Consider the following 19,757-nt stretch of genomic DNA (forward strand, 5'->3'; position numbering starts at 1 on the left):
GCCCGTGCCGTTTCGTCCGTTGTCGGGGTGACCGCCTACTCTGTGCGACGTGACTTCTCCAGCCCCGGCAGCCGTTCCGCCCCAGCTCAACGGGCCCGCGCTCCCCCAAGCTCCCGGCTCCGCCCGAGCAGGGGGGACCCCCGTCGCCCCGGGCCCGGCCGCCGACGAGGGCCTGGCCCGTCGGCTGCGGGCGCTCGCCTGCACCGCGCCGCTGCACGACCTGGACGTGCGCAAGGCCAATCTCGCGGGCGAGTACGGCGGCTACGCGATGGCGGAGGTGGCCCTGGCCGCCATCGACCTGGTCACGCTCAACATGGACTTCGACACCGGCGCCGACCACGAGCAGATAGTGGCCAGGCTGCTGCCGCGCGTCGCCGCCCAGGAACCGCACCGGCCCGCCGCCGAGCACGAGCGCGTCGCCCGCTGGGTCCTGGAGAACCTCATCAACGTCGGCAGTGTCGACCGCGGCTTCCGGGCCGTCTACGGCACCTTCGGCACCGACGGCGCGTACGTCCGCCGCGACTACGACTTCAAGCTGATCGAGGAAGTCCCCGGCCCCGGCGGGACCGTCTTCCTGCGCACCACCGACGAGGCCGTCAACGTCCTCGTCGGCGCCCTCGACACCGACGTCACCAGCGCGCAGATCGCCGCCGAGGTGAAGCTGGAGGTCCTCATCAGCCGGGGCCGGCTCGCCGACGCCCAGCTCGCCGCGGAGCAGGCCCGCTACCGCACCGTGCAGTACGCGGAGACCCTCCGCAAGACCCTCGACGCCACCCGCCGCAACGTCCGGGCGGTGGACTGGCTGCGCACCGTCCCCGACATGATCGCCGAGGCGCTCGACCACGTAGCAGACCGCTACCGCCACGAGAACGCGATCCTCACCAACATCCGCAAGGCGCGCGACGAGGCCGAGGAGCCCGAGAACAAGCGGCGCGCCGCCGAGCTGGTCGACATCGTCAAGGACTGCATCCGCCGCCACACCCAGCTGCAGTCGAGGCTGCTGGAAGCCGGCCCCCTCTTCCGCGCCGAACAGGACCGGCAGGCCTTCGCGCCCCCGGCCGCCCGCGCCGGTCTCGACCTGTACGGGCAGCTCCTCGCCCCCGTCCTGCCGCTCCCGCTCGAGCAGGCCGGCCGCGTCACCGACGCCTTCTTCACCCACGGCACCGGCCTGCGCACCCCGGTGTCCGTGCGCGCCCGCGACCTGGTGGAGATGCTGCTGACCCCGCCCGCCGAGCGCGAGCACCTCGGCGCGGAGATGCCCGAGCCGGACCTCATCGCGACCCCCGACGACAGCCGCTTCAGCGAGGAGCAGCTCGCGAGCGCGATGGAGCTGCTCGACCTGCCGGCCGACGCGCCCCGCCGTCTCTCCGGCCTCCTGGCCGACGCCCGCCGCCGCGACCCGGAACTCCCCTACCTCGTCGCCCTGCTGGCCGTGCACGCCGCGAGCCCCTCGGTCGGCACGGCCTACCGCCAGGGCGAGCAGACCCTGCTGTTCGCCGTCGACGACGGCACCCAGCTCGACGACATCGAGTTCGGCGGCGCGGACCTCATCGTCGGCAAGGCCCTGCTGGACGCGGCCGGCATGGCGGCGGACCGCGCGGAGGCGACGTGACCGCCGTGCGGCGGGCTCCGTGCGGCGTCGCGCCCTCGCGGCGGCGAGGGAAGCCCTGGTCCCGCACGTGCGCCGTTGCCCGGGGGGCCGGGGGCCTGCCCCCGGAGCCGGGAAGGGGCGGGACCGGGGAACAACTCCCGCCGCCACGGCGAGCCACCACGACGGCGCGGCCCGGCGGTGCCGGACCGACCACACCGCACGCGACCCCCAGCAGGAGCACCAACCGTGACTGAGTACGACGCCCACGCACCGGCGGAGCCGGACGCCGAGCCGAGCCCCTCCCCGAGCGGCAGCGGCAGTGGCAGCGGCAACGTCACCCCCGCCGACGCCGCCGACGCCGCCCGGCTCATCGCCTTCGGGCTGCAGCCCAAGCTGCTGCCCGCCCGCGACGCCGAGTACGCCGAGCTGCTGCGCCGCCACCGCGACGAGCCCGCCTTCGCGCGGCTCGCGGACGCCGTCGCCGCCGGCCTCGGGCTCATCGTGCTGGAGGTGTCCACCCGGGCCGGCATGGCCGTCACCGCCGCCGAGGACTCCGTCTTCGCCGTCCGGATGGGCGACTACGCCCGCCGGGCCACCGCCGACTCCGCCGACCGGTTCCTGCACGGCCTCGCCCACCTCGCGGTCGCCGCCATGGCCTTCCCGCGCCCCGAGGACCTCGCCGACGACGGCTACATCGGCCGCGTCACCGTCAACGGCATCGACGCGTTCGTCCGCCAGGCCTGCCGCCGGCTGGAGGAGAAGGCCGCCGAGCAGGGCGAGAACACCGACCCCACCACCGACGCCCCCGGCCTCGAAGCCGCCTGGCGGGTGTACGCCCGGCGCAGCGCGACCGGCGCCACCAAGGACGCCCGCCGCCTCGCGGGCTCCACCACCGGCATCATCGCCAAGGCCGTCGCCTTCCTCGTCGACTCCGGCTTCCTCCAGCGCACCGGCGACGACGCCGGCGGCGCGTACCGCACCACGCCCCGCTACCAGCTCCAGGTCCGCGACATGGCGGGCAGCGCCGCCATGGCCGAGCTGCTGGAGCTGGGCGTCGTCCCCGTCGGCGACGGCAGCGCCACCCTGCTGCCGCCGGACGACGCCGACGCCCTCGACCTCGTCGCGGACGCCGGACTGCCGTTCTTCGAGAACGACCACGACCACAGCAACGCCTCCTGACCACCGCCCGTCACGACAACGAGAGTCCGCTATGTACGAGCTGTCCCGGGTCCGCCTCTACTCCATCGGGCCCGCCGGTGCGCGGTACGCCGACACCGTGCTGGACCTGCGGAGCGTCGGCGCGCCGGTGCCCAACCCCGCGCCCGCGCAGGCGGAGTTCTTCGAGGACGAGCCCGTCGGCCCGCCGCGCCGCCCCGCGCCCGCGGGCGTGCTCTTCCTGGAGAACGGCGGCGGCAAGTCCGTCCTCCTCAAGCTGATCTTCTCGGTGATGCTGCCGGGCCACCGCAACACCCTCGGCGGCGCCAGCTCCGGTGTGCTCCGCAAGTTCCTCCTCGCCGACGACTGCGGCCACGTCGCCCTGGAGTGGAGCCACGTCCTCACCGGCGAGTCCGTCGTCGTCGGCAAGGTCAGCGAGTGGCGCGGCCGCCAGGTCTCGGGCGACCCCCGCAAGTTCGCCGAGGCGTGGTACTCCTTCCGGCCCGGCCCCGGCCTCAGCCTCGACTCGCTGCCCGTCGCCGAGTCCACCGCCATGCGCGGCGGCGCCGACGGCAGCTCCGGCGCCCGGGGGCGGCGGCGCACCATGAAGGGGTTCCGCGACTCCCTCACCGAGGCCGGCAAGGCCTACCCGCACCTCGACGTGGTGTGGGAGGAGATCCACGAGCGGTGGAACGAGCACCTCGGCGAGCTGGGCCTGGACCCCGAACTCTTCCGCTACCAGCGCGAGATGAACGCCGACGAGGGCGAGGCCGCCGGCCTCTTCGCCGTCAAGAACGACTCGGACTTCACCGACCTGCTGCTGCGTGCCGTCACCGACACCCGGGACACCGACGGCCTCGCCGACCTCGTACACGGCTTCGCCCACAAGCTGGGCCGCCGCGCCGAGCTGACCGCCGAGCGGGACTTCACGGCCGGCTCGCTGGACCTCCTGACCCGCATCGCCGACTCCGCCGCCGTGCGCGAGCAGGCGCGCGGCGTGCACACCGGGGCCGAGCGCCGCACCCGCGTCCTCGCCCGCCGGCTCTCCGCGCGCGGCGCCGAGGAGCGCGGCCGCACCGCCGAGCTGGCCGAGCAGGTCGCCGCCGCCGCGCAGGGCGTCACCGACGCCGAGACCGAGCGCGGCCGCCGCTCCCTGGTCGCCGCCGAGATCGCCTACCGGCACGCCTCGCTGGCGCTCGCCGCCGCCGAGAAGGCCGCCGCCACCCAGCGCCGCGAACTCCTCGACGCCCGTACCCTGCACTCCGCCTGGCAGGCCGCCGAGACCGTCCTGCGCCACCGGGCCGCCGCCGACCGCTCCGCGCGCGTCGCCGCCGCCATCCAGGAGGCCGAGCGGGACGCGGCGCCCGCGCTGGCCGCCCGCGCCCAGGCGGCCACCGAGCTCGTCCGGGCCCTCAACACCGCCGCCGAGGAAGGCGAGCGCGTCGCCAACGAGGAGGAGGAGCGCTCGGCCGTCCTCCAGGAGACGGCCGAAGCCGCCCACCGCGACGCCACCTCCGCCGCCACCGAGGCCCAGCGCGCTCGCAGCGAGTCCGGCCACCTGCGCCAGCGCCTCGTCGAGGTCGAGCAGGAGACCGCCGAGGCGGTCCGCGCCGGCTGGCTCGACGACACCGCCCCCGACGCCGACCCGGCCAGGGCCGCGCTCGCCGCCAGCGACGCCGAGAAGCCCGCGGCCGCCGCCTACGAGAGCGCCCGCGAAGCCGCCCGCCAGGCGGCCGAGCGCGCGAAGGAGGCCGCGGCCGCCCAGGCCCGCACCGAGCTGTCCGCCGCCCGCGCCGCCGACGCCGCCACGGCGGCCGAGTCCGCCTACGACGCCGAGCGCCGCGCCGCCGAGTCCCTCGGCGCCGACCAGCGCATCGTCGAACTCCTGGGCCTGCCCCAGCCGACGGCCGCGGGGCAGCTGCCCGGACCGCGCTCGGGCGCCGCCCGCACCCCCGCCGACCCGGCCCCTGCCGCCAATGCCGTGCCCGCCGCCCGCCGCACGGTGGACGGGCCCCTGACGGCCGAGGAGCTGGACCGCAACGCCGACGCGCTGCGCGAGATGCTCGACGCGAGCGTCGCCGCCTCCGAGCGGCAGATGTTCGACCTGCGCACCGCCGCCGCCGACGACTCCCGCATCCTCGGCGCGCTCGGTGACGGCGGACTGCTCCCGCCCAGCCCCGACGTCCTCGCCACCGTCGAATACCTCGGCGAGCACGGCATCCCCGCGCTGCCCGGATGGCGCTACCTGGCACAGGCCGTCGACCCGGCCGAGCACGCCACCGTCCTCGCGGCGCGGCCCGAGCTCGTCGACGGTGTCGTCATCACCGACCCGGACGCCCACACCCGGGCCCGTGAGGTGCTCGCCCAGGCCTCGCTGCTGCCCCGCTCCGCCGTGGCCGTCGGCACGACCGCCGCCCTGCTCGCCCCGGCGCCCGACCCGGAGACGGGCGACGGTTCCGGTGCCTTTGGCGTCTTCCTCGTCCCCCCGAACCCCGCCATGCACGACGAGCGCGCCGCCGACGACGAGCGGCACGCCCTGCGCGCCCGGGCCTCCGCCCGGGACGAGGAGATCCGCGCCATAGCGGCACGGCTGGCCGGCGACCGCACGCTCGCCGCCCGGCTGACGTCCTGGCGCGCCGGCTGCCCCGTCGGGCGGCTCGCCGAGCTGGCCGCCGAGGCCGAGCGGGCCCGCACCGCCGCCGACGACGCCCAGGAAGAGCTGGCCGAGCTCCGAGTGGCCCGCGCCGAGGCCGACGAGAGCGCCGCCGAAGCCGCCCGGGTGCGCGACGAACGGCAGGAGACCGCCCAGCGCGCCCGCCGCGTCGCCGACGCGCTCGCCGGCCTCGCCTACCGGCTGCGCCAGCGCGCCGCCTGGCAGTCCCGGCTGCGCGAACTCGCCGAGGAGGCCACCGAGGCCGAGGAGCAGGCGGCGGTCTGCGTGGACCGCGCCCGCGCCGCCGACGAGGACCGCCGCGCCGCCCAGCGCGCCGCCGACGACGCCCGCCGCACGGCCCGCGCGCTGCGCGCCGAGCGGGCCGAGATCGCGGGCGCCCCCGACGAGGTCGCGGCCGACGCCCCCGCCCCCACCGCCTCGCTGCCCGCCCTGCGGGAGGCCTACCGCGCCGCCTCGCAGCTCTACGAGAAGGTCGGCGTCGGCGCCGACCTGCGCGCCGAGCAGGCCCGTGCCGAGAGCGACGAGAGCGCCGCCCGCGCCGAACTCGACCGCCTCACCAACAAGGTCCGCACCCGCGCCGCCCAGCTCCTCGAAGGCACCGACGGCGCCGACGGCCCGTCCCGGCAGGCCGCGGCGGCCCGCGCCGAGGCCCTCGTGCAGATGCTGGAGACCCGCGCCTCCACCGCCAGCGAACAGCTCGGCCGGCTGCGCGGCGAGGCCGAGCGACTCGCCCCCGCCGACGGCGACGCGCACACCGAGCTGCCCGCCGAGCTGGTGCCCGCCGACGCCGAGCGGGCCAAGGAGCTGCTGCGCACCGCCACGGCCGAACTCGCCGCCGGCACCGACGCCCTGGAACGCGCCCGCACCGTCCACGGCGACCTGCTGCGCGCCCACCGCGCCGCCGAGGACGCCGCCGCCGGCTTCGACGACACCGCCGCCCTCCTGCGCGACCTGCTGCGCGACAACACCCCGGAGGACGAGGGCGAGCAGCCCGAGGCGTACACCGGGACCCTGGAGGAGGCCCGGCAGGCCGCCGCCGAGGCCCGGCGCTCCCTGCGCGGCTGCGCGGGCGAGCTGTCCGCCGCCGAGTCCGCCGTCCGCGAGGCGAGCGACGTCCTCGTGCGGCACGCCAACTCCACCCGCTACGAGCAGGTGCGCACCCCCGCCCGCCAGCAGATCCGCGAGCTGCCCGCCGCCGCCCTGCCGGAGCACGCCCTCGCCTGGGCGGAGGCCTTCGCGCCCCGGCTGCGGGTGTTGACCGACGAGCTGGAGCAGCTGGAGCGCAACCGCGACAGCATCGTCGACCGGCTGCGCGGCCTCGTGGAGTCCTCGCTCACCACGCTGCGCTCCGCGCAGCGCCTCTCCCGGCTCCCCGAGGGCCTGGGGGAGTGGTCGGGCCAGGAGTTCCTGCGCATCCGCTTCGAGGACCCGGACCAGTCCACCCTCACCGAGCGGCTCGGCGAGGTCATCGACGAGGCGACCAGCTCGGCCGTCAAGAAGAACTCCGACCTGCGCCGTGACGGCATGTCCCTGCTGCTGCGCGGCGTCCAGGCGGCGCTGCTGCCGCGGGGCGTGGCCGTGGAGATCCTCAAGCCGGACGCGGTGCTGCGCGCCGAGCGGGTGCCGGTCCGGCAGATGGGCGACGTGTTCTCCGGCGGCCAGCTGCTGACCGCGGCCATCGCGCTGTACTGCACCATGGCGGCGCTGCGCAGCAACGATCGGGGCCGCGACAAGCAGCGGCACGCGGGCACGCTGTTCCTCGACAACCCCATCGGCCGCGCCAACGCCACCTATCTGCTGGAGCTCCAGCGGGCGGTCGCCGACGCGCTCGGTGTGCAGCTGCTCTACACCACCGGACTCTTCGACACCACGGCCCTGGCGGAGTTCCCGCTGGTCATCCGGTTGCGCAACGACGCGGACCTGCGGGCGGGCCTGAAGTACATCAGCGTCGAGGAGCACCTGCGCCCCGGCCTGCCCCAGCAGGACCCGGACGCCGAGCCGGTGCACGGGGAGATCACGGCGACGCGCATGTACCGCCGCCCGGTGGAGGAACTGGCGCGAACCAACGCGTAACGCCTGGCCGGCGGTGCGCTGTGTCCTCAATCGCCGGACGGGCTTGAAATCAAGCCCGTCCGGCGATTGAGGACGCGCCCGCAGGGCGCCCGCCGCCGCAGGCGGCAAAGACCGGCCCGTGGCCAACGCTCCGCCGGCCAGGCCTACGCATCAGGCAGAGGCAGAGGCAGCCGCCCCAGCCGCGCGGCGGCCCCCGGATACCGGCCGTACCGATCGCGCAGCAACCGCTCCAACTCGTCGCGCAGTCGACACAGCCCGTCGAGCTGCCCGCCCGGCCGGCGCATCGCCTCATCGATCGCCAGCAACTCCTCCGCGGGCACCTGGCTGACGTACGTCCGCAGTTCGGCGAGGTCGAGCCGGCGGTTGAAGTCGTGCACCGCGTCACGCCAGCGGTGCAGCAGCGCGATCAGCGCGTCGTGCCCCGGTTCGGAGAACGCCCCGGACACCAGCGTCGCGTCCGTCGCGGACTGCACGAGCCGGGGATACACCCGCGCCTTCGGGGCCAGCGGATCCTGCGGCAGAAAGCTCTCCCCGGCCAGCAGCTCGCTGTTCTTCACCAGTTCGTCGGTGAGCGCGTACAGCGCCTGGGCGCGCCGCTCCCGCGCGGCCGCCCGCCGCTCCGCGTACACCCCGGTGATGGCGGCGACGAGCGCGAGCCCGGAGGCCACGGGCTCGAAGCGGCTCTCCGAGCCCTCGGCGACGGTCACCCACCACACGCACGTACCGAGCGCGATCAGCAGACAGGAGATCGTGGCGGCGGCGAAGAACTGCCGGCTGAACCGGCTGACGAGTCCCATCGGACGTCCCCCCGGGCGTCTCATCGCGGCCCGTCAGTCGGTGAACGGATTGGGCCCGGGGGCGCGGGGCGCCGGCGGCGGGGCCGCGTCGGCGGACTGGAGCATCAGCAACGCCAGCCCGAACGCGGGCCGGTCGAAGGCGGCGTGCCCGACGTCATGGGTCTCGCCCACCTTCGTCACCCGCGCGTCCACCAGCATCTTCTCCAGACCGGCCGGGGTGTACTTGCGGCTGAGGAGCAGCCGGATGGTGTCCTGGTCGGGGAACGGCACCGTGCTGCGGTCGGGCAGCGTCAGCTCCAGCGGGCCGCCCGTGCGGTTGCGGTAGACGACCTTGATCTTCAGCGCCCGGTCGTCCTCGACCAGCCCCTCGCAGGTGAGGCTGTTCATGTCGATCTGGAGGTCGGTGTACTGCATCAGGGCGCTGGTGACGAACTCCCTGAAACGCGGGCTGTTCTCGTACTCGTGGGCCGCCGCGCGCGCCGCCGCCTCGTCCTGCCCGGCCGTGCTCGCCACCTCCAGCAGGAAGCGGTCCTGCGGGCGCAGCAGCTTCTCGGCGAGGAGGGTCAGCAACTGGGTGTCGTTGTCGAAGTTGGCGAGCGTATTGCCCAGCAGCGAGTAGACGACCGGCTCGTCGCCCACCGTGTGCCGGATCAGGGTGCACAGCCGGTCGAGGTTGGCGGGTATGGAGAAGTCCAGCTGCACCGGCAGCACGTCGGCGGGCGGCACGTGCAGGTGCTCCAGTGCCTCGCGCTGCGCCAGGCGCAGCATCTCGGCGCTGACGTCGACCGGGATGTAGCAGCCGGAGCGGCCCCGGCTGTCGAGGTATCTCAGCAGCGCCTGGTCCTTCTGGCCGGTGCCGGGCCCCAGGCTCACATAGTGCAGTGGTCCGTCGGGCAGCGTCTGGGTCATCGCGCGCCAGCGGCGGCTGAACGAGCCGATGCTCTCGCGCATCACCGGGTAGTACAGGTCATTGCACGCGTGGGCCCACGCCACCGTCGACTCCAGGCCCCAGTAGGAGAAGCCGGAGGTGATGCGCTTGCCCGAGCCGCTCGGGTCCGGTCCGTGCCGCAGCCCCGCGGTCACCTGCGCGAGCTTGCCCGACTGCTCCTCGCCGACCAGGCACACCGTCCAGCCCGGGTCCCCGAGGATCGACGGAATCCGACGCACTGCCTGTTCCCGATCCGACATCCGTGACGCCCCCTCCGGCCGACCGCCGCGCACGGCCGACACACCGTCAACTCCCGAACCTACCCGCCTGTTGGCGATCAGGGGAAGCGTGGTCGGCGAGCTCTGCGCATCTCGCGCGCCGAACTGCTGGGCACCGACACCACACCGTGGCGCTGGCGCCACACCTGCCGGGTCACCCACACGTCCAGCACCGCCCAGGTCGCCGCCACGACGCTCGCCACCGTGCACAGCAGCGCCGGCAGCGCGAGCCAGGAGCCGACGAGGGTGAACAGGGCCGCGACCATGGCCTGCACCAGCGTCACCGAGATGATGAGCACCGCGCGCACCGCGGAGTCACGGACCGGATCGGGCATCCTCGGCCGTTTGGCCGGCTCCTCCACCCACAACGGCCTGCGCGCGTACGGCCGGATGTCGCGATCCTGGTCCATGACGGCTCACCTCCCCCATTGGCTGCCCCGTTCGGGCCGCTTCCAAAAGGATTCCAAAACGATCCAAAAGCATTCCAAAGGTGGGGGCATCGGATGAGACGCCGTCGTCGTCCCGTCCGGCTCACCCCTTCAAAGAGCGATCGACCAGGCCTGATGGTTCCCGTGGGGAGGGCAATTCCAGCCACTTCGGCCGGTTGGGCGACCTGCCGTGAGCGGGCTGTGGCCCGCCGCCGCGCGGGGGGAAAGTCAGGGAATCACCGGACAACTCATGACGCCCGCACCGCCGCAACCGGTTCGACGGCCGCACTGGTCTTCGAGCACAGCGCAGCGCAGTAGTAGGCTCACGCCGCGTTAACCGTCGGACACCACCCCCGCGCGCCGGGGTTCACGTAGGGGAGGCCATGCGCTTTCGCGGGAAGTCGATCCGCCGGAAGATCGTGGCGCTGCTGCTGGTGCCACTGGTGTCCCTGACCGGCCTGTGGGCCTTCGCCACCGTGATCACCGGCAGCGAGGCGATGCAGTTGCTCGGCGTCGCCGACGCGATGCGGAAAATCGGTTACCCCGCCGACGACCTGGTGCGCTCCCTGCAACAGGAGCGCCGCCAGACCCTCGTCCACCTCGCCGACCCCCGGCGTTCCGACGCCCAGGCCACCCTGCGTCAGCGGCAGCGCACCACCGACAGAATGGTCGCCACCTTCCGCACCGGCGCCGCCGACGGCGTCCGCGACGAGGTGGACGACACCGCCCGGGCCCGTTTCACCGCCATCGAGAAGAGCCTCGAGACCATCGAGGACATCCGCCGCAAGGTCGACGACAACACCGTCTCCCGCTACGGCGCCTTCCAGGCGTACAACGACCTCATCGAGCCCTACTACGCCTTCCTCGGCAGCCTCAGCGCCGTCCAGGACGACGATCTGGACCGGGAGGGCCGCGCCCTGGTCGGGATCACCCGGGCCCGCGAGGCCGTCTCCCGCGAGGACGCCCTGCTCGCCTCCGCGTTCGCCGCGGGCAGCATGAGCCGTCAGGACCTGCGCGCCTTCTCCGACCACGTCGCCGAGCGCCGCGTCCTCTACAGCAACAACCTGCCCGTCCTGCCCGTCGCCGACCAGAAGATCTACGAGGACTACTGGCGCGGCACCAACGCCCAGGCGCTGCGCACCGCCGAGGACACCGTCATCCTCGCCGGCGCCGGCCGGGCCACCCACGCGGTCGACCCCCAGCGCTGGGAGCACACCATCGGCCCGGTCCTCGACGACCTCGGCCGGATGGGCATCGAGGCCAGCAACCGCTACGCGGACCGTGTCGAGCCCGTCGCCATCGGCGTCCTCGGCAAGGCCGCCGCCGCGGGCGTCCTCGGCCTCGCCGCCCTCGTCTGCTCCCTCGTCGTCTCCTTCAAGATCGGCCGCGGCCTGGTACGGGACCTCAGCCGACTGCGCAAGGACGCCCACGAAGTCTCCGGCATCCGGCTGCCCAGCGTCATGCGCCGCCTCGCCGCCGGCGAACAGGTCGACATCGAGACCGAGGCCCCCCGCCTCGAATACGGCGCCGACGAACTCGGCCAGGTCGGCCAGGCCCTCAACACCCTCCAGCGCGCCGCCGTCGAAGCCGCCGTGAAACAGGCCGACATGCGCCGCGGCGTCTCCGACGTCTTCGTCAACCTCGCCCGCCGCAGCCAGGTCCTGCTGCACCGCCAGCTGACGCTCCTCGACACCATGGAACGCCGCACCGAGGACACCGACGAACTCGCCGACCTCTTCCGCCTCGACCACCTCACCACCCGTATGCGCCGCCACGCCGAAGGCCTCGTCATCCTCTCCGGCGCCGCCCCCTCCCGGCAGTGGCGCAAACCCATCCAGCTGATGGACGTCGTGCGGGCCGCGGTCGGCGAGGTCGAGGACTACAAGCGCGTCGAGGTACGCCGCCTGCCCCGGCTGGCCCTCCATGGGCCCGCCGTCGCCGACCTCACCCACCTCCTCGCCGAACTCCTGGAGAACGCGACCGTCTTCTCCCCGCCGCACACCGCGGTCCAGGTCATCGGTGAGCGCGTCGCCAACGGCTTCACCCTCGAGATCCACGACCGGGGCCTCGGCATGCCCCCCGACGCCATGCTCGAAGCCAACCTCCGGCTCGCCGAGACCCCGGAGTTCGAGCTGTCCGACACCGACCGCCTCGGCCTGTTCGTGGTCAGCCGGCTCGCCCAGCGCCACGGCGTACGGGTCTGCCTCCAGCCCTCCCCCTACGGCGGCACCACCGCCGTCGTCTTCCTCCCCGCGACGCTGCTCACCGAGACGGTGGCGAGCGCCGGGCCGGGCTCCCGGAAGGGGCCGGGCACGGACGACGACACCGGCGCCCACGCCAAGTCGCCCGGGACGCCCGACGGGCGGGGCGGGACACTCCCGCTCACCCGCCGCCCACCGCTGGCCCCCGTGCCCCCGGCCGGACGGGAGAAGGCCGACCGGCCCGTCCGGAGCTGGGTGGCACAGAAGAACCTGCCGGTCGAACTCGAACCGTCGCTCTCCCTGTTCGACGACGAGGCGGACGAGAGCTGGCACGACGGCGAGAACGGCTGGCCCATCCCGCGCCGCGCCACCGGGGCCCCCGCAGTCACGGACCCCGGTGCCGAACAGCACCACCAGGCCGACGACGCGCTCGCCCCGCTGCCGCGCCGCAGGTCCCCCGTCCTGGTCTCCGACCACGGGCGGCGGATCGACGACACCGAAGCGGACGGGGCCGCGGGCACGGCACGCGAGCCCGCCAAGGACACCGCCGGGGACCCGGACGAGGACCCGACGCCGACCGGAGGACTGCCCCGGCGCGTACGACAGGCCAGCCTTGCCCCGCAGTTGAAGGACGGCCCGGCGGCCCGGCCCGGCCCGGCGCCGGCCCCCGCCGACTCCGGCCCCCTCCGCGACGCCGACGAGGTACGGGCCAAGATGGCGGCCCTCCAGCGCGGTTGGCAGCGCGGACGGGAGGAGAATGAGACGGACCCACCGGGAACAGCAGCACCAGGAACAACATCTGAGGGGGACGGTCGATGACCGCACCGAAGGCCGCGATACGCACTGCCCCAACCGGGCGGAGCACCCAACAGCAGACCGGCACGGGGGAGCTGAGCTGGCTCCTCGACGACCTGGTCGAGCGCGTCGGCAGCATCAGCAAGGCCCTCGTCCTCTCCGGCGACGGCCTGCCCACCGGTACCTCCAAGGGCCTCACCCGTGAGGACGGCGAGCATCTGGCCGCCGTCGCCTCCGGCTTCCACAGCCTCGCCAAGGGCGTGGGCCGGCACTTCGAGGCCGGCGACGTCCGCCAGACCATGGTCGAGCTGGACGAGGCCTTTCTGTTCGTCACCGCCGCCGGCGACGGCAGCTGCCTGGCCGTGCTCGCGGACGCGGAGTCCGACATCGGGTTGGTCGCCTACGAGATGACGCTGCTCGTCAAGCGCGTGGGCGCACACCTGGGCACCGCTCCGCGGACCGGCGTGGCCGCCGACGAGTGACGGCCGGCATGACCGGAGACGGCTCCGCGTCCGCCCGGGGGGCACCCACACCTCCCGGGCCCCCGGCCACCACGCCCTCGCGGGAAGCGGGGCGTCCCCACCGCGGGGCGCCCGGGGCGGGGGAGCCCGCCGCCCGCTGGTACGACGACGCGGCGGGCCCCGTCGTCCGCCCGTACGCGATGACCCGGGGGCGCACCCGCAGCGCCGCCGAGGCCAAGCTCGACCTCATCGCGGTCGTCGTCGCCGACGAGAGCCTGGCCGACCAGCCCGGCGGCGCGCACGCCATCGCCGACCGGACGCTGTCCCCGGAACACCTCGACATCGTCGACCTCAGCCGCGACGCACCGCAGTCCATCGCCGAGCTGTCCGCCGGGCTCGATCTGCCGGTCGGCGTGGTCCGGGTCCTCGTCGGAGACCTGATCGACGCCGAGCTGGTACGGGTCTCCCGGCCGGTTCCCCCAGCGGAACTGCCCGACGAGAGCGTGCTGCGCGAGGTGATCGACGGCCTGCGGGCGCTGTGACCGGCGCGCCCGCGGGCCCGGTGCCCGAGGAGTCCCAACTGCCGTCCGTTGGGACTTGTCGGGGCCGCGGTCCATGCGGAACGATCACATCCACGGGGGAGCGCGATACCGCACTGCACCTGAAGAGGAGGAAGAGACCATGGTGTTCAGGCGCTCCGACCGGGGCCGTCAACGGTCCGCCACCGACCCGGTGACCCTCAAGCTCCTGGTCGCCGGCGGTTTCGGGGTCGGCAAGACCACGCTCGTGGGCGCGGTCAGCGAGATCAGACCCCTGCGCACCGAGGAGGTGCTGACCGAGGCGGGCCGCCCCGTCGACGACACCCACGGTGTCGAAGGCAAACGCACCACCACCGTCGCCATGGACTTCGGCCGCATCACCCTCCGCGACGACCTCGTCCTCTACCTCTTCGGCACCCCCGGCCAGGACCGCTTCTGGTTCCTCTGGGACGAGCTGGCCCAGGGCGCGCTCGGCGCGGTCGTTCTCGCCGACACCCGGCGGCTCGCGGACTGCTTCGCCGCCGTCGACTACTTCGAGCGCCGTGACATCCCCTTCACCCTCGCCGTCAACGTCTTCGACGGCGCCGCCCGCTACCCCGAGGAGACCGTGCGCGAAGCCCTCGACCTCGACCCCGAGGTGCCCGTCGTCCTGTGCGACGCCCGCGAGCGCGACTCCGCCAAGCAGGTCCTCATATCCGTCGTCGAACACGCCATGGCGACCGGCGCCGCCCGCCGCGAATCAAGCCTGTCCGGCGTTTGAGGACGCGCCCGCAGGGCGCCCGCCGCCGCGAGCGGCAGAACGGGGCTGTAGTCGAGGACCCGCCGGCCAGGAGAGAGGCGCCCCGCCGCCGCAGGCGGCAGAGATGGTTCAAGCCCCAGCCGCAGGCTCCTCGTGCCAGCCGAAGCTGCGCTCCACGGCCTTGCGCCAGTGGCGGTACTCGCCCTCCCGCTCCGCCGCCCCCAGCCGTGGCGTCCACTCGGCATCGCGCCGCCAGTGCGACCGCAGTTCGCCCAGGTCCCGCCAGACGCCCGTGGCGAGCCCCGCCGCGTACGCCGCGCCCAGACACGTCGTCTCCGAGATCACCGGACGAATCACCGGCACCCCCAGCACATCGGCCTGATGCTGCATCAGCAGACCGTTGACCGTCATCCCGCCGTCCACCTTGAGCGAGGTGATCCGCACCCCCGAGTCCTGGTACATCGCGTCCACCACCTCACGCGTCTGCCAGCTCGTCGCCTCCAGCACCGCCCGCGCCAGATGTGCCTTCGTGACGTATCCCGTCAGCCCGGTGATCACACCGCGGGCGTCGGAGCGCCAGTACGGCGCGTACAGGCCGGAGAACGCGGGGACGATGTACGCGCCGCCGTTGTCCGGCACACTCGCCGCCAACGGCTCGATCTCGTCGGCCGAGCGGATCAGCCCCAGCTGGTCGCGGAACCACTGCACCAGCGAGCCGGTCACGGCGATCGACCCCTCCAGGCAGTAGACCGGCGGCTCGCCACCCAACCGGTACCCCACGGTCGTCAGCAGCCCGTTCTTCGACGGAACGGGCCGCTCACCGGTGTTCAGCAGCAGAAAACTACCCGTGCCGTATGTGTTCTTGGCCTCGCCCACCCCGAAACAGGTCTGCCCGAAGACCGCCGCCTGCTGATCGCCGAGCGCCGACGCCACCGGCACCCCGGCGAGCCGCCCGACGGCCCTCCCGTACACCTCCGACGACGACCGGATCTCCGGCAGCACCGCCTCCGGGATGTTCATCGCGGCCAGGATCGCGGGATCCCACTGGAGGGTCGCGAGGTTCATCAGCATCGTGCGGGAGGCGTTGGTGACGTCCGTGACGTGCGTCCCGCCGTCCGTGCCGCCCGTCAGATTCCAGATCAGCCACGAGTCCACGGTGCCGAACGCGATCTCCCCGTTCTCCGCCCGCCGACGCAGCCCCGGCACATTGTCCAGCAGCCAGGCGACCTTGGGCCCGGAGAAATAGCTGGCCAACGGCAGCCCGGTGGCCTGCCGGAACCGGTCCTGGCCGCCCTGCGCCGTCGAGCCCAGCTCGTGGCAGAGCGCGGAGGTGCGGGTGTCCTGCCAGACGATGGCGTTGTGCACCGGCTTGCCCGTGGTGCGGTCCCACAGGACCGTCGTCTCGCGCTGATTGGTGATGCCCAGCGCGCTCAGCTCGTCGGCCCGCAGCCCCGCCCGGGCCAGCGCCCCCGCCACCACCGCCTGCACCTTCGTCCAGATCTCCGCCGCGTCGTGCTCCACCCAGCCCGGCCGGGGAAAGATCTGGCGGTGCTCACGCTGCTCGACGGCGACGATCGCGCCGCCCCGGTCGAAGACGATGCAGCGGCTGGACGTGGTGCCCTGGTCGATCGCGGCGACGTACGAGTCCGTCATGGCGTCTCCTGGCTCGGTGGTCCGAACGGGCAGTGTTCACCTGCCGTGACGGAGCGTCAAGGCGCTGGACGCCGCGAGACGGGGAAGTCGAAATAGGTGTCGGGGAACGGCTCCGCGCGGTAGGTGTAGTGCCACCACTCCTCGGCGAGATTGACGAAACCGGCCTGCTCCATCAGCGACTTGAGCAGCATCCGGTTCGCCCGCGGCACACCCTGGACACGCGGGTCCGCGGTGTGCGACAGGGTGTCGAAGCAGTCGTATCCCGTGCCCATGTCGACGGAGTTGTCGGGGAACCGCGACTCCTTCGGCGCGTAGCAGGACACCAGCCGCTCGCCGGGGATGTACGGCCGCGTCGGGGCGGCCGGCAGCTTCACGATCGTCAGATCCAGGGTGCTGCCCCTGCTGTGCCCGGACTTCTCGGCGATGTAGCCGTCCAGGAACAGCCGTGACTTCGCGACGCGCGGATAGAACTCCGCCTTCATCCTCAGATCGTCGAGATCCTTCGCCCACGCCACGAAGTCGTCGACCGCGCGCTGCGGGCGGTAGCAGTCGTAGACCTTGAGCCCGTAGCCCCGGCGCAGCAGCGCACGCTGGGCCCCGCGCAGGGCCTCGGCGGCCGGGCGGGTGAGCAGACACAGGGGGCGGCGGTAACCGTCGACGCGATGGCCGGTGAAGTTGTGCGGGGTGAAGTAGCGCATCTCCTGGAGGATCGTCGGATCGACGTCGGAGAGTGCCACGAACTCCTTCGGCGGCCGCGGTTCCGGCTGCGCCCGCGCCAAGGGCGCGGAGCCGACGGCGACGACAGCGGCAACGGGCAGGACGAGAGCACGCAACAGGGCGGAGAGTCTGGACATGCTCTCCAGATACCAGGGCAACGGAGCGGGACGGAAGAGCCAGGGCAGTTCGGCTGCGGGCGCCCTGCGGGCGCGTCCTCAATCGCCGGACGGGCTTGATTCGGCTGGCTCAGCCACAACAAGCCCGTCCGGCGATTGAGGACACCGCCGCGCAGCGGTGGTGCGCCCCATGATCCGCCGGACAGGCCCCGGCCGGACAGGCTAGCGCCCAGCGCCCCCGCGGAGACGGACCCGGTACGACACCTCCTCCGCACCGTCCTGCTCCACCGTCACCACTCCACCCCGCGACCGCGTCGTGAACCGCACCACCTCCGGCGGCTCCCAGCCGTCACCCGCGTCCGTGATCAGCACACCGCCGCCCGTACGGCCCGGAGCCGGTGCCCATACCTCCAGCTCCACCTGCCCGTCCGCGCCCGCGACCGGCACCACCGAACCCGCCCGCGCCAGCACCGGGATCCGCGACAGCGGAGCGTCCAGCAGCACCTGCCCCGGCCCCTCGTGCGCCAGACCCGTGGCCGTGTCGTACCAACGCCCCCGCGGCAGCCGCACCGCCCGCCGGTCCGCCCCCTGCTCCAGCACCGGCGCCACCAGCAGCGAATCGCCCAGCAGGAACGCGTCCTCACAGTCCCGCAGCGCCCGGTCCTCGGGCGAACGCCACCACACGGGCCGCACGTACGGGGCCCCGGTGCGCCGCGCCAGATGCGCCAGCGTCATGAAGTACGGCAGCAGCCGCACCCGCTCCCGCAGCGCAGCCGTCGCGTGCTCGAGGGTCCGCGCACCGAACTCCCACGGCTCCCGCCGACCCGCCCCGATCGCCGCGTGCGTACGGAACAGCGGCAGATACGAGCCCAGCTGGAACCAGCGCAGATACAGCTCCGGCGAGGGCGAACCCGTGAACCCCCCGATGTCCGGCCCCGAATACGGCACCCCGCACAGCCCCAGCCCCAGCACCAGCGCCAGCGACGCCCGCAGCCCCGGCCACCCCGTCGTCACATCGCCCGACCACGTGCCGCCGTAGCGCTGCATCCCCGCCCACCCCGAGCGGGAGAAGAGGAACGGCCGCTCCCGAGGGCGCAGTTCGCACAACCCCTCGTACCCGGCCCGTGCCATCGCCAGCCCGTACACATTGTGCGCCTCGCGGTGATCACCGCCGCGGCCCTCCAGCGCGTGCCGGGCCGAGCGCGGCAGCGTCGGATCGCCGAACGCCGCGAACGACACCGGCTCGTTCATGTCGTGCCACACCCCGGAGAACCCCTGCGCCAACCGCTCCGCGTACAGCCCGCCCCACCACGCGCGCACCCCCGGATCCGTGAAGTCCGGGAAGACCGACTCGCCCGACCACACCTCGCCGCGCACCTCCCGCCCCCGCCCGTCCCGGACGAAAGCCCCCGCGGCCAGCCCGCTGTCGTACTCCGGAAGCCCCGGCTCGGCCTTCACCGCCGGATCCACGATCGACACCAGCCGCACCCCCTGCTCCCGCAGGTCGGCCGCCAGCCCCGGCAGATCCGGGAACCGCTCCCGGTCCACGGTGAAGACGCGATGGCCCCGGTAGTGGTCGATGTCCAGGTGCAGCGCCGACAGCGGCAGCCCCCGCTCCTGGTAGCCGGTCACCACCCGCCGCACCTCGCGCTCACTGCCGAACCCCCACCGCGCGTGGTGGGGGCCCAGCGCCCACGCGGGCGGCAGCGCCGGTGCGCCGGTGAGCGCCGCCCACGCGTGCAGCACGCGCGCGGGCGTGCCCGCCATCACCCAATACCGCACCGGGCCGCCGTCCATCCGCAGCTCACACCGGCCCGGCCGGTCGTGCCCGGACCCCTCGCCCTCCTCGCCTTCCCACAAGGTGACCCGCCCGTCCCACGAATTGTCGTGGAACATCAGATGCGTCCCCGCGTCCGCGACCACCAACTGCACCGGCATCGTCACGTACAGCGGGTCGTCACCCGGCTCGAACGCACCCCCGGGATCGGTGTTCCACAGCCGGTACGAACCGGTCCGCAGCCGCGGCCCCGCCGCCCTGCCCCCGAGGCCGAAGAACCGGGCGTCGGCCGCCACCTCGGACCGCTGCACCCATCGGCAGCCCGTGGGCGAACCGGTGCCGGCGCCAGTGCGGGGCCCGGCAGCGTCCGCCGGGCCCCGCAGCGCGGCCGGCACCGGCTCCCACCACCGTGGCGGCTGATCACGCCGCAGCATCACCCCGCCCGGCGTGCGCACCTCCACCGCCCCCAGCCTGGACACCACCACCAGCACCCGCTCGGACACCACCCGCCAGCCGCCGTCGGTGTCCGGCTCCAGCACCGCCCGCTCGTCCGCCTCCGGGCACGCCCCCGCCAGCGCGTACGACGGCTCCGGGTCCGCCCCGTCCCAGCCGCAGAACACCGCGCCGCCCGCCGCCACCCGCACCCGCAACGACGACCGCGCGAACCGCACCACCCCGCCACCCGGCTGCGGCTCGGCCCCTACCGCCTCGCCCGGCACCCGCGCCCGCCCCGCCCCCGGGAAGCTGTGCGCGAATAACGTCACGGTTTGGGCTGGGCATCAAGATCTCCTGTGACGTGGGCGGACTGGAGAAGTTCTTCGGCGGTGTAGAACCG

General features: G+C 74.0%; 13 protein-coding genes. 7 read left to right on the forward strand and 6 right to left on the reverse strand.

The window, feature by feature from the left end; genetic code table 11:
- Positions 1 to 49: 49 nt before the first annotated feature.
- The 3 genes from ACZ53N_RS18315 (at position 50) to ACZ53N_RS18325 (ending at position 7,493) form a co-directional block, all read left to right on the forward strand.
- Positions 50 to 1,612 (forward strand): hypothetical protein, encoded by a 1,563-nt coding sequence (locus ACZ53N_RS18315; RefSeq protein WP_469141847.1) that lies wholly within the window; start codon positions 50 to 52, stop codon positions 1,610 to 1,612.
- 225 nt (positions 1,613 to 1,837) lie between these two features.
- Positions 1,838 to 2,770, forward strand: a complete 933-nt coding sequence (locus tag ACZ53N_RS18320; protein ID WP_469141848.1) for a hypothetical protein — start codon at positions 1,838 to 1,840, stop codon at positions 2,768 to 2,770.
- 31 nt (positions 2,771 to 2,801) lie between these two features.
- Positions 2,802 to 7,493, forward strand: coding sequence for a coiled-coil domain-containing protein (locus tag ACZ53N_RS18325; RefSeq protein ID WP_469141849.1), 4,692 nt, complete (start codon positions 2,802 to 2,804; stop codon positions 7,491 to 7,493).
- A 143-nt stretch (positions 7,494 to 7,636) separates the two neighbouring features.
- Here the strand turns inward: ACZ53N_RS18325 and ACZ53N_RS18330 are convergent, their stop codons facing one another.
- The 3 genes from ACZ53N_RS18330 to ACZ53N_RS18340 form a co-directional block, all read right to left on the reverse strand.
- Complete coding sequence (locus ACZ53N_RS18330; protein ID WP_469141850.1) at positions 7,637 to 8,290, reverse strand: hypothetical protein; 654 nt, start codon at positions 8,288 to 8,290, stop codon at positions 7,637 to 7,639.
- Positions 8,291 to 8,323: 33 nt separating this feature from the next.
- Positions 8,324 to 9,457 carry an L-histidine N(alpha)-methyltransferase gene (locus ACZ53N_RS18335; protein WP_469141851.1) on the reverse strand — a complete coding sequence of 378 codons (1,134 nt, stop codon included), beginning with the start codon at positions 9,455 to 9,457 and terminating at the stop codon, positions 8,324 to 8,326.
- Between the two features lie 98 nt (positions 9,458 to 9,555).
- Entirely contained in the window at positions 9,556 to 9,906 is a 351-nt protein-coding gene (locus tag ACZ53N_RS18340; RefSeq protein ID WP_362217203.1) for a hypothetical protein, read from the reverse strand.
- Positions 9,907 to 10,307: 401 nt separating this feature from the next.
- Between ACZ53N_RS18340 and ACZ53N_RS18345 the strand changes: the two genes are divergently transcribed.
- The 4 genes from ACZ53N_RS18345 to ACZ53N_RS18360 all read left to right on the forward strand — a co-directional run bounded on the left by ACZ53N_RS18345 (position 10,308) and on the right by ACZ53N_RS18360 (position 14,680).
- Complete coding sequence (locus tag ACZ53N_RS18345; protein WP_469141852.1) at positions 10,308 to 12,944, forward strand: sensor histidine kinase; 2,637 nt, start codon at positions 10,308 to 10,310, stop codon at positions 12,942 to 12,944.
- The gene (locus ACZ53N_RS18350) at positions 12,941 to 13,402 is read left to right on the forward strand and encodes a roadblock/LC7 domain-containing protein (RefSeq protein WP_469141853.1); all 462 of its coding nucleotides are present in this window, start codon (positions 12,941 to 12,943) and stop codon (positions 13,400 to 13,402) included. The genes ACZ53N_RS18345 and ACZ53N_RS18350 overlap by 4 nt, the downstream gene beginning before the upstream one ends.
- An 8-nt stretch (positions 13,403 to 13,410) precedes the next feature.
- Positions 13,411 to 13,923, forward strand: a complete 513-nt coding sequence (locus tag ACZ53N_RS18355; RefSeq protein ID WP_469141854.1) for a DUF742 domain-containing protein — start codon at positions 13,411 to 13,413, stop codon at positions 13,921 to 13,923.
- Positions 13,924 to 14,062: 139 nt separating this feature from the next.
- Entirely contained in the window at positions 14,063 to 14,680 is a 618-nt protein-coding gene (locus ACZ53N_RS18360) for a GTP-binding protein (RefSeq protein ID WP_469141855.1), read from the forward strand.
- Between the two features lie 108 nt (positions 14,681 to 14,788).
- On the opposite strand, the gene glpK is transcribed toward ACZ53N_RS18360, so the two are convergent.
- The 3 genes from glpK to ACZ53N_RS18375 form a co-directional block, all read right to left on the reverse strand.
- Positions 14,789 to 16,312 carry a glycerol kinase GlpK gene (gene glpK, locus ACZ53N_RS18365; RefSeq protein WP_469141856.1) on the reverse strand — a complete coding sequence of 508 codons (1,524 nt, stop codon included), beginning with the start codon at positions 16,310 to 16,312 and terminating at the stop codon, positions 14,789 to 14,791.
- 56 nt (positions 16,313 to 16,368) lie between these two features.
- Entirely contained in the window at positions 16,369 to 17,166 is a 798-nt protein-coding gene (locus ACZ53N_RS18370) for a M15 family metallopeptidase (RefSeq protein WP_469141857.1), read from the reverse strand.
- 201 nt (positions 17,167 to 17,367) lie between these two features.
- A complete protein-coding gene (locus ACZ53N_RS18375; protein WP_469141858.1) occupies positions 17,368 to 19,686 on the reverse strand; it encodes a glycoside hydrolase family 31 protein in 2,319 nt (772 codons plus the stop codon).
- Positions 19,687 to 19,757: the final 71 nt, after the last annotated feature.

The organism is Streptomyces sp. NPDC033229, assembly GCF_055576875.1.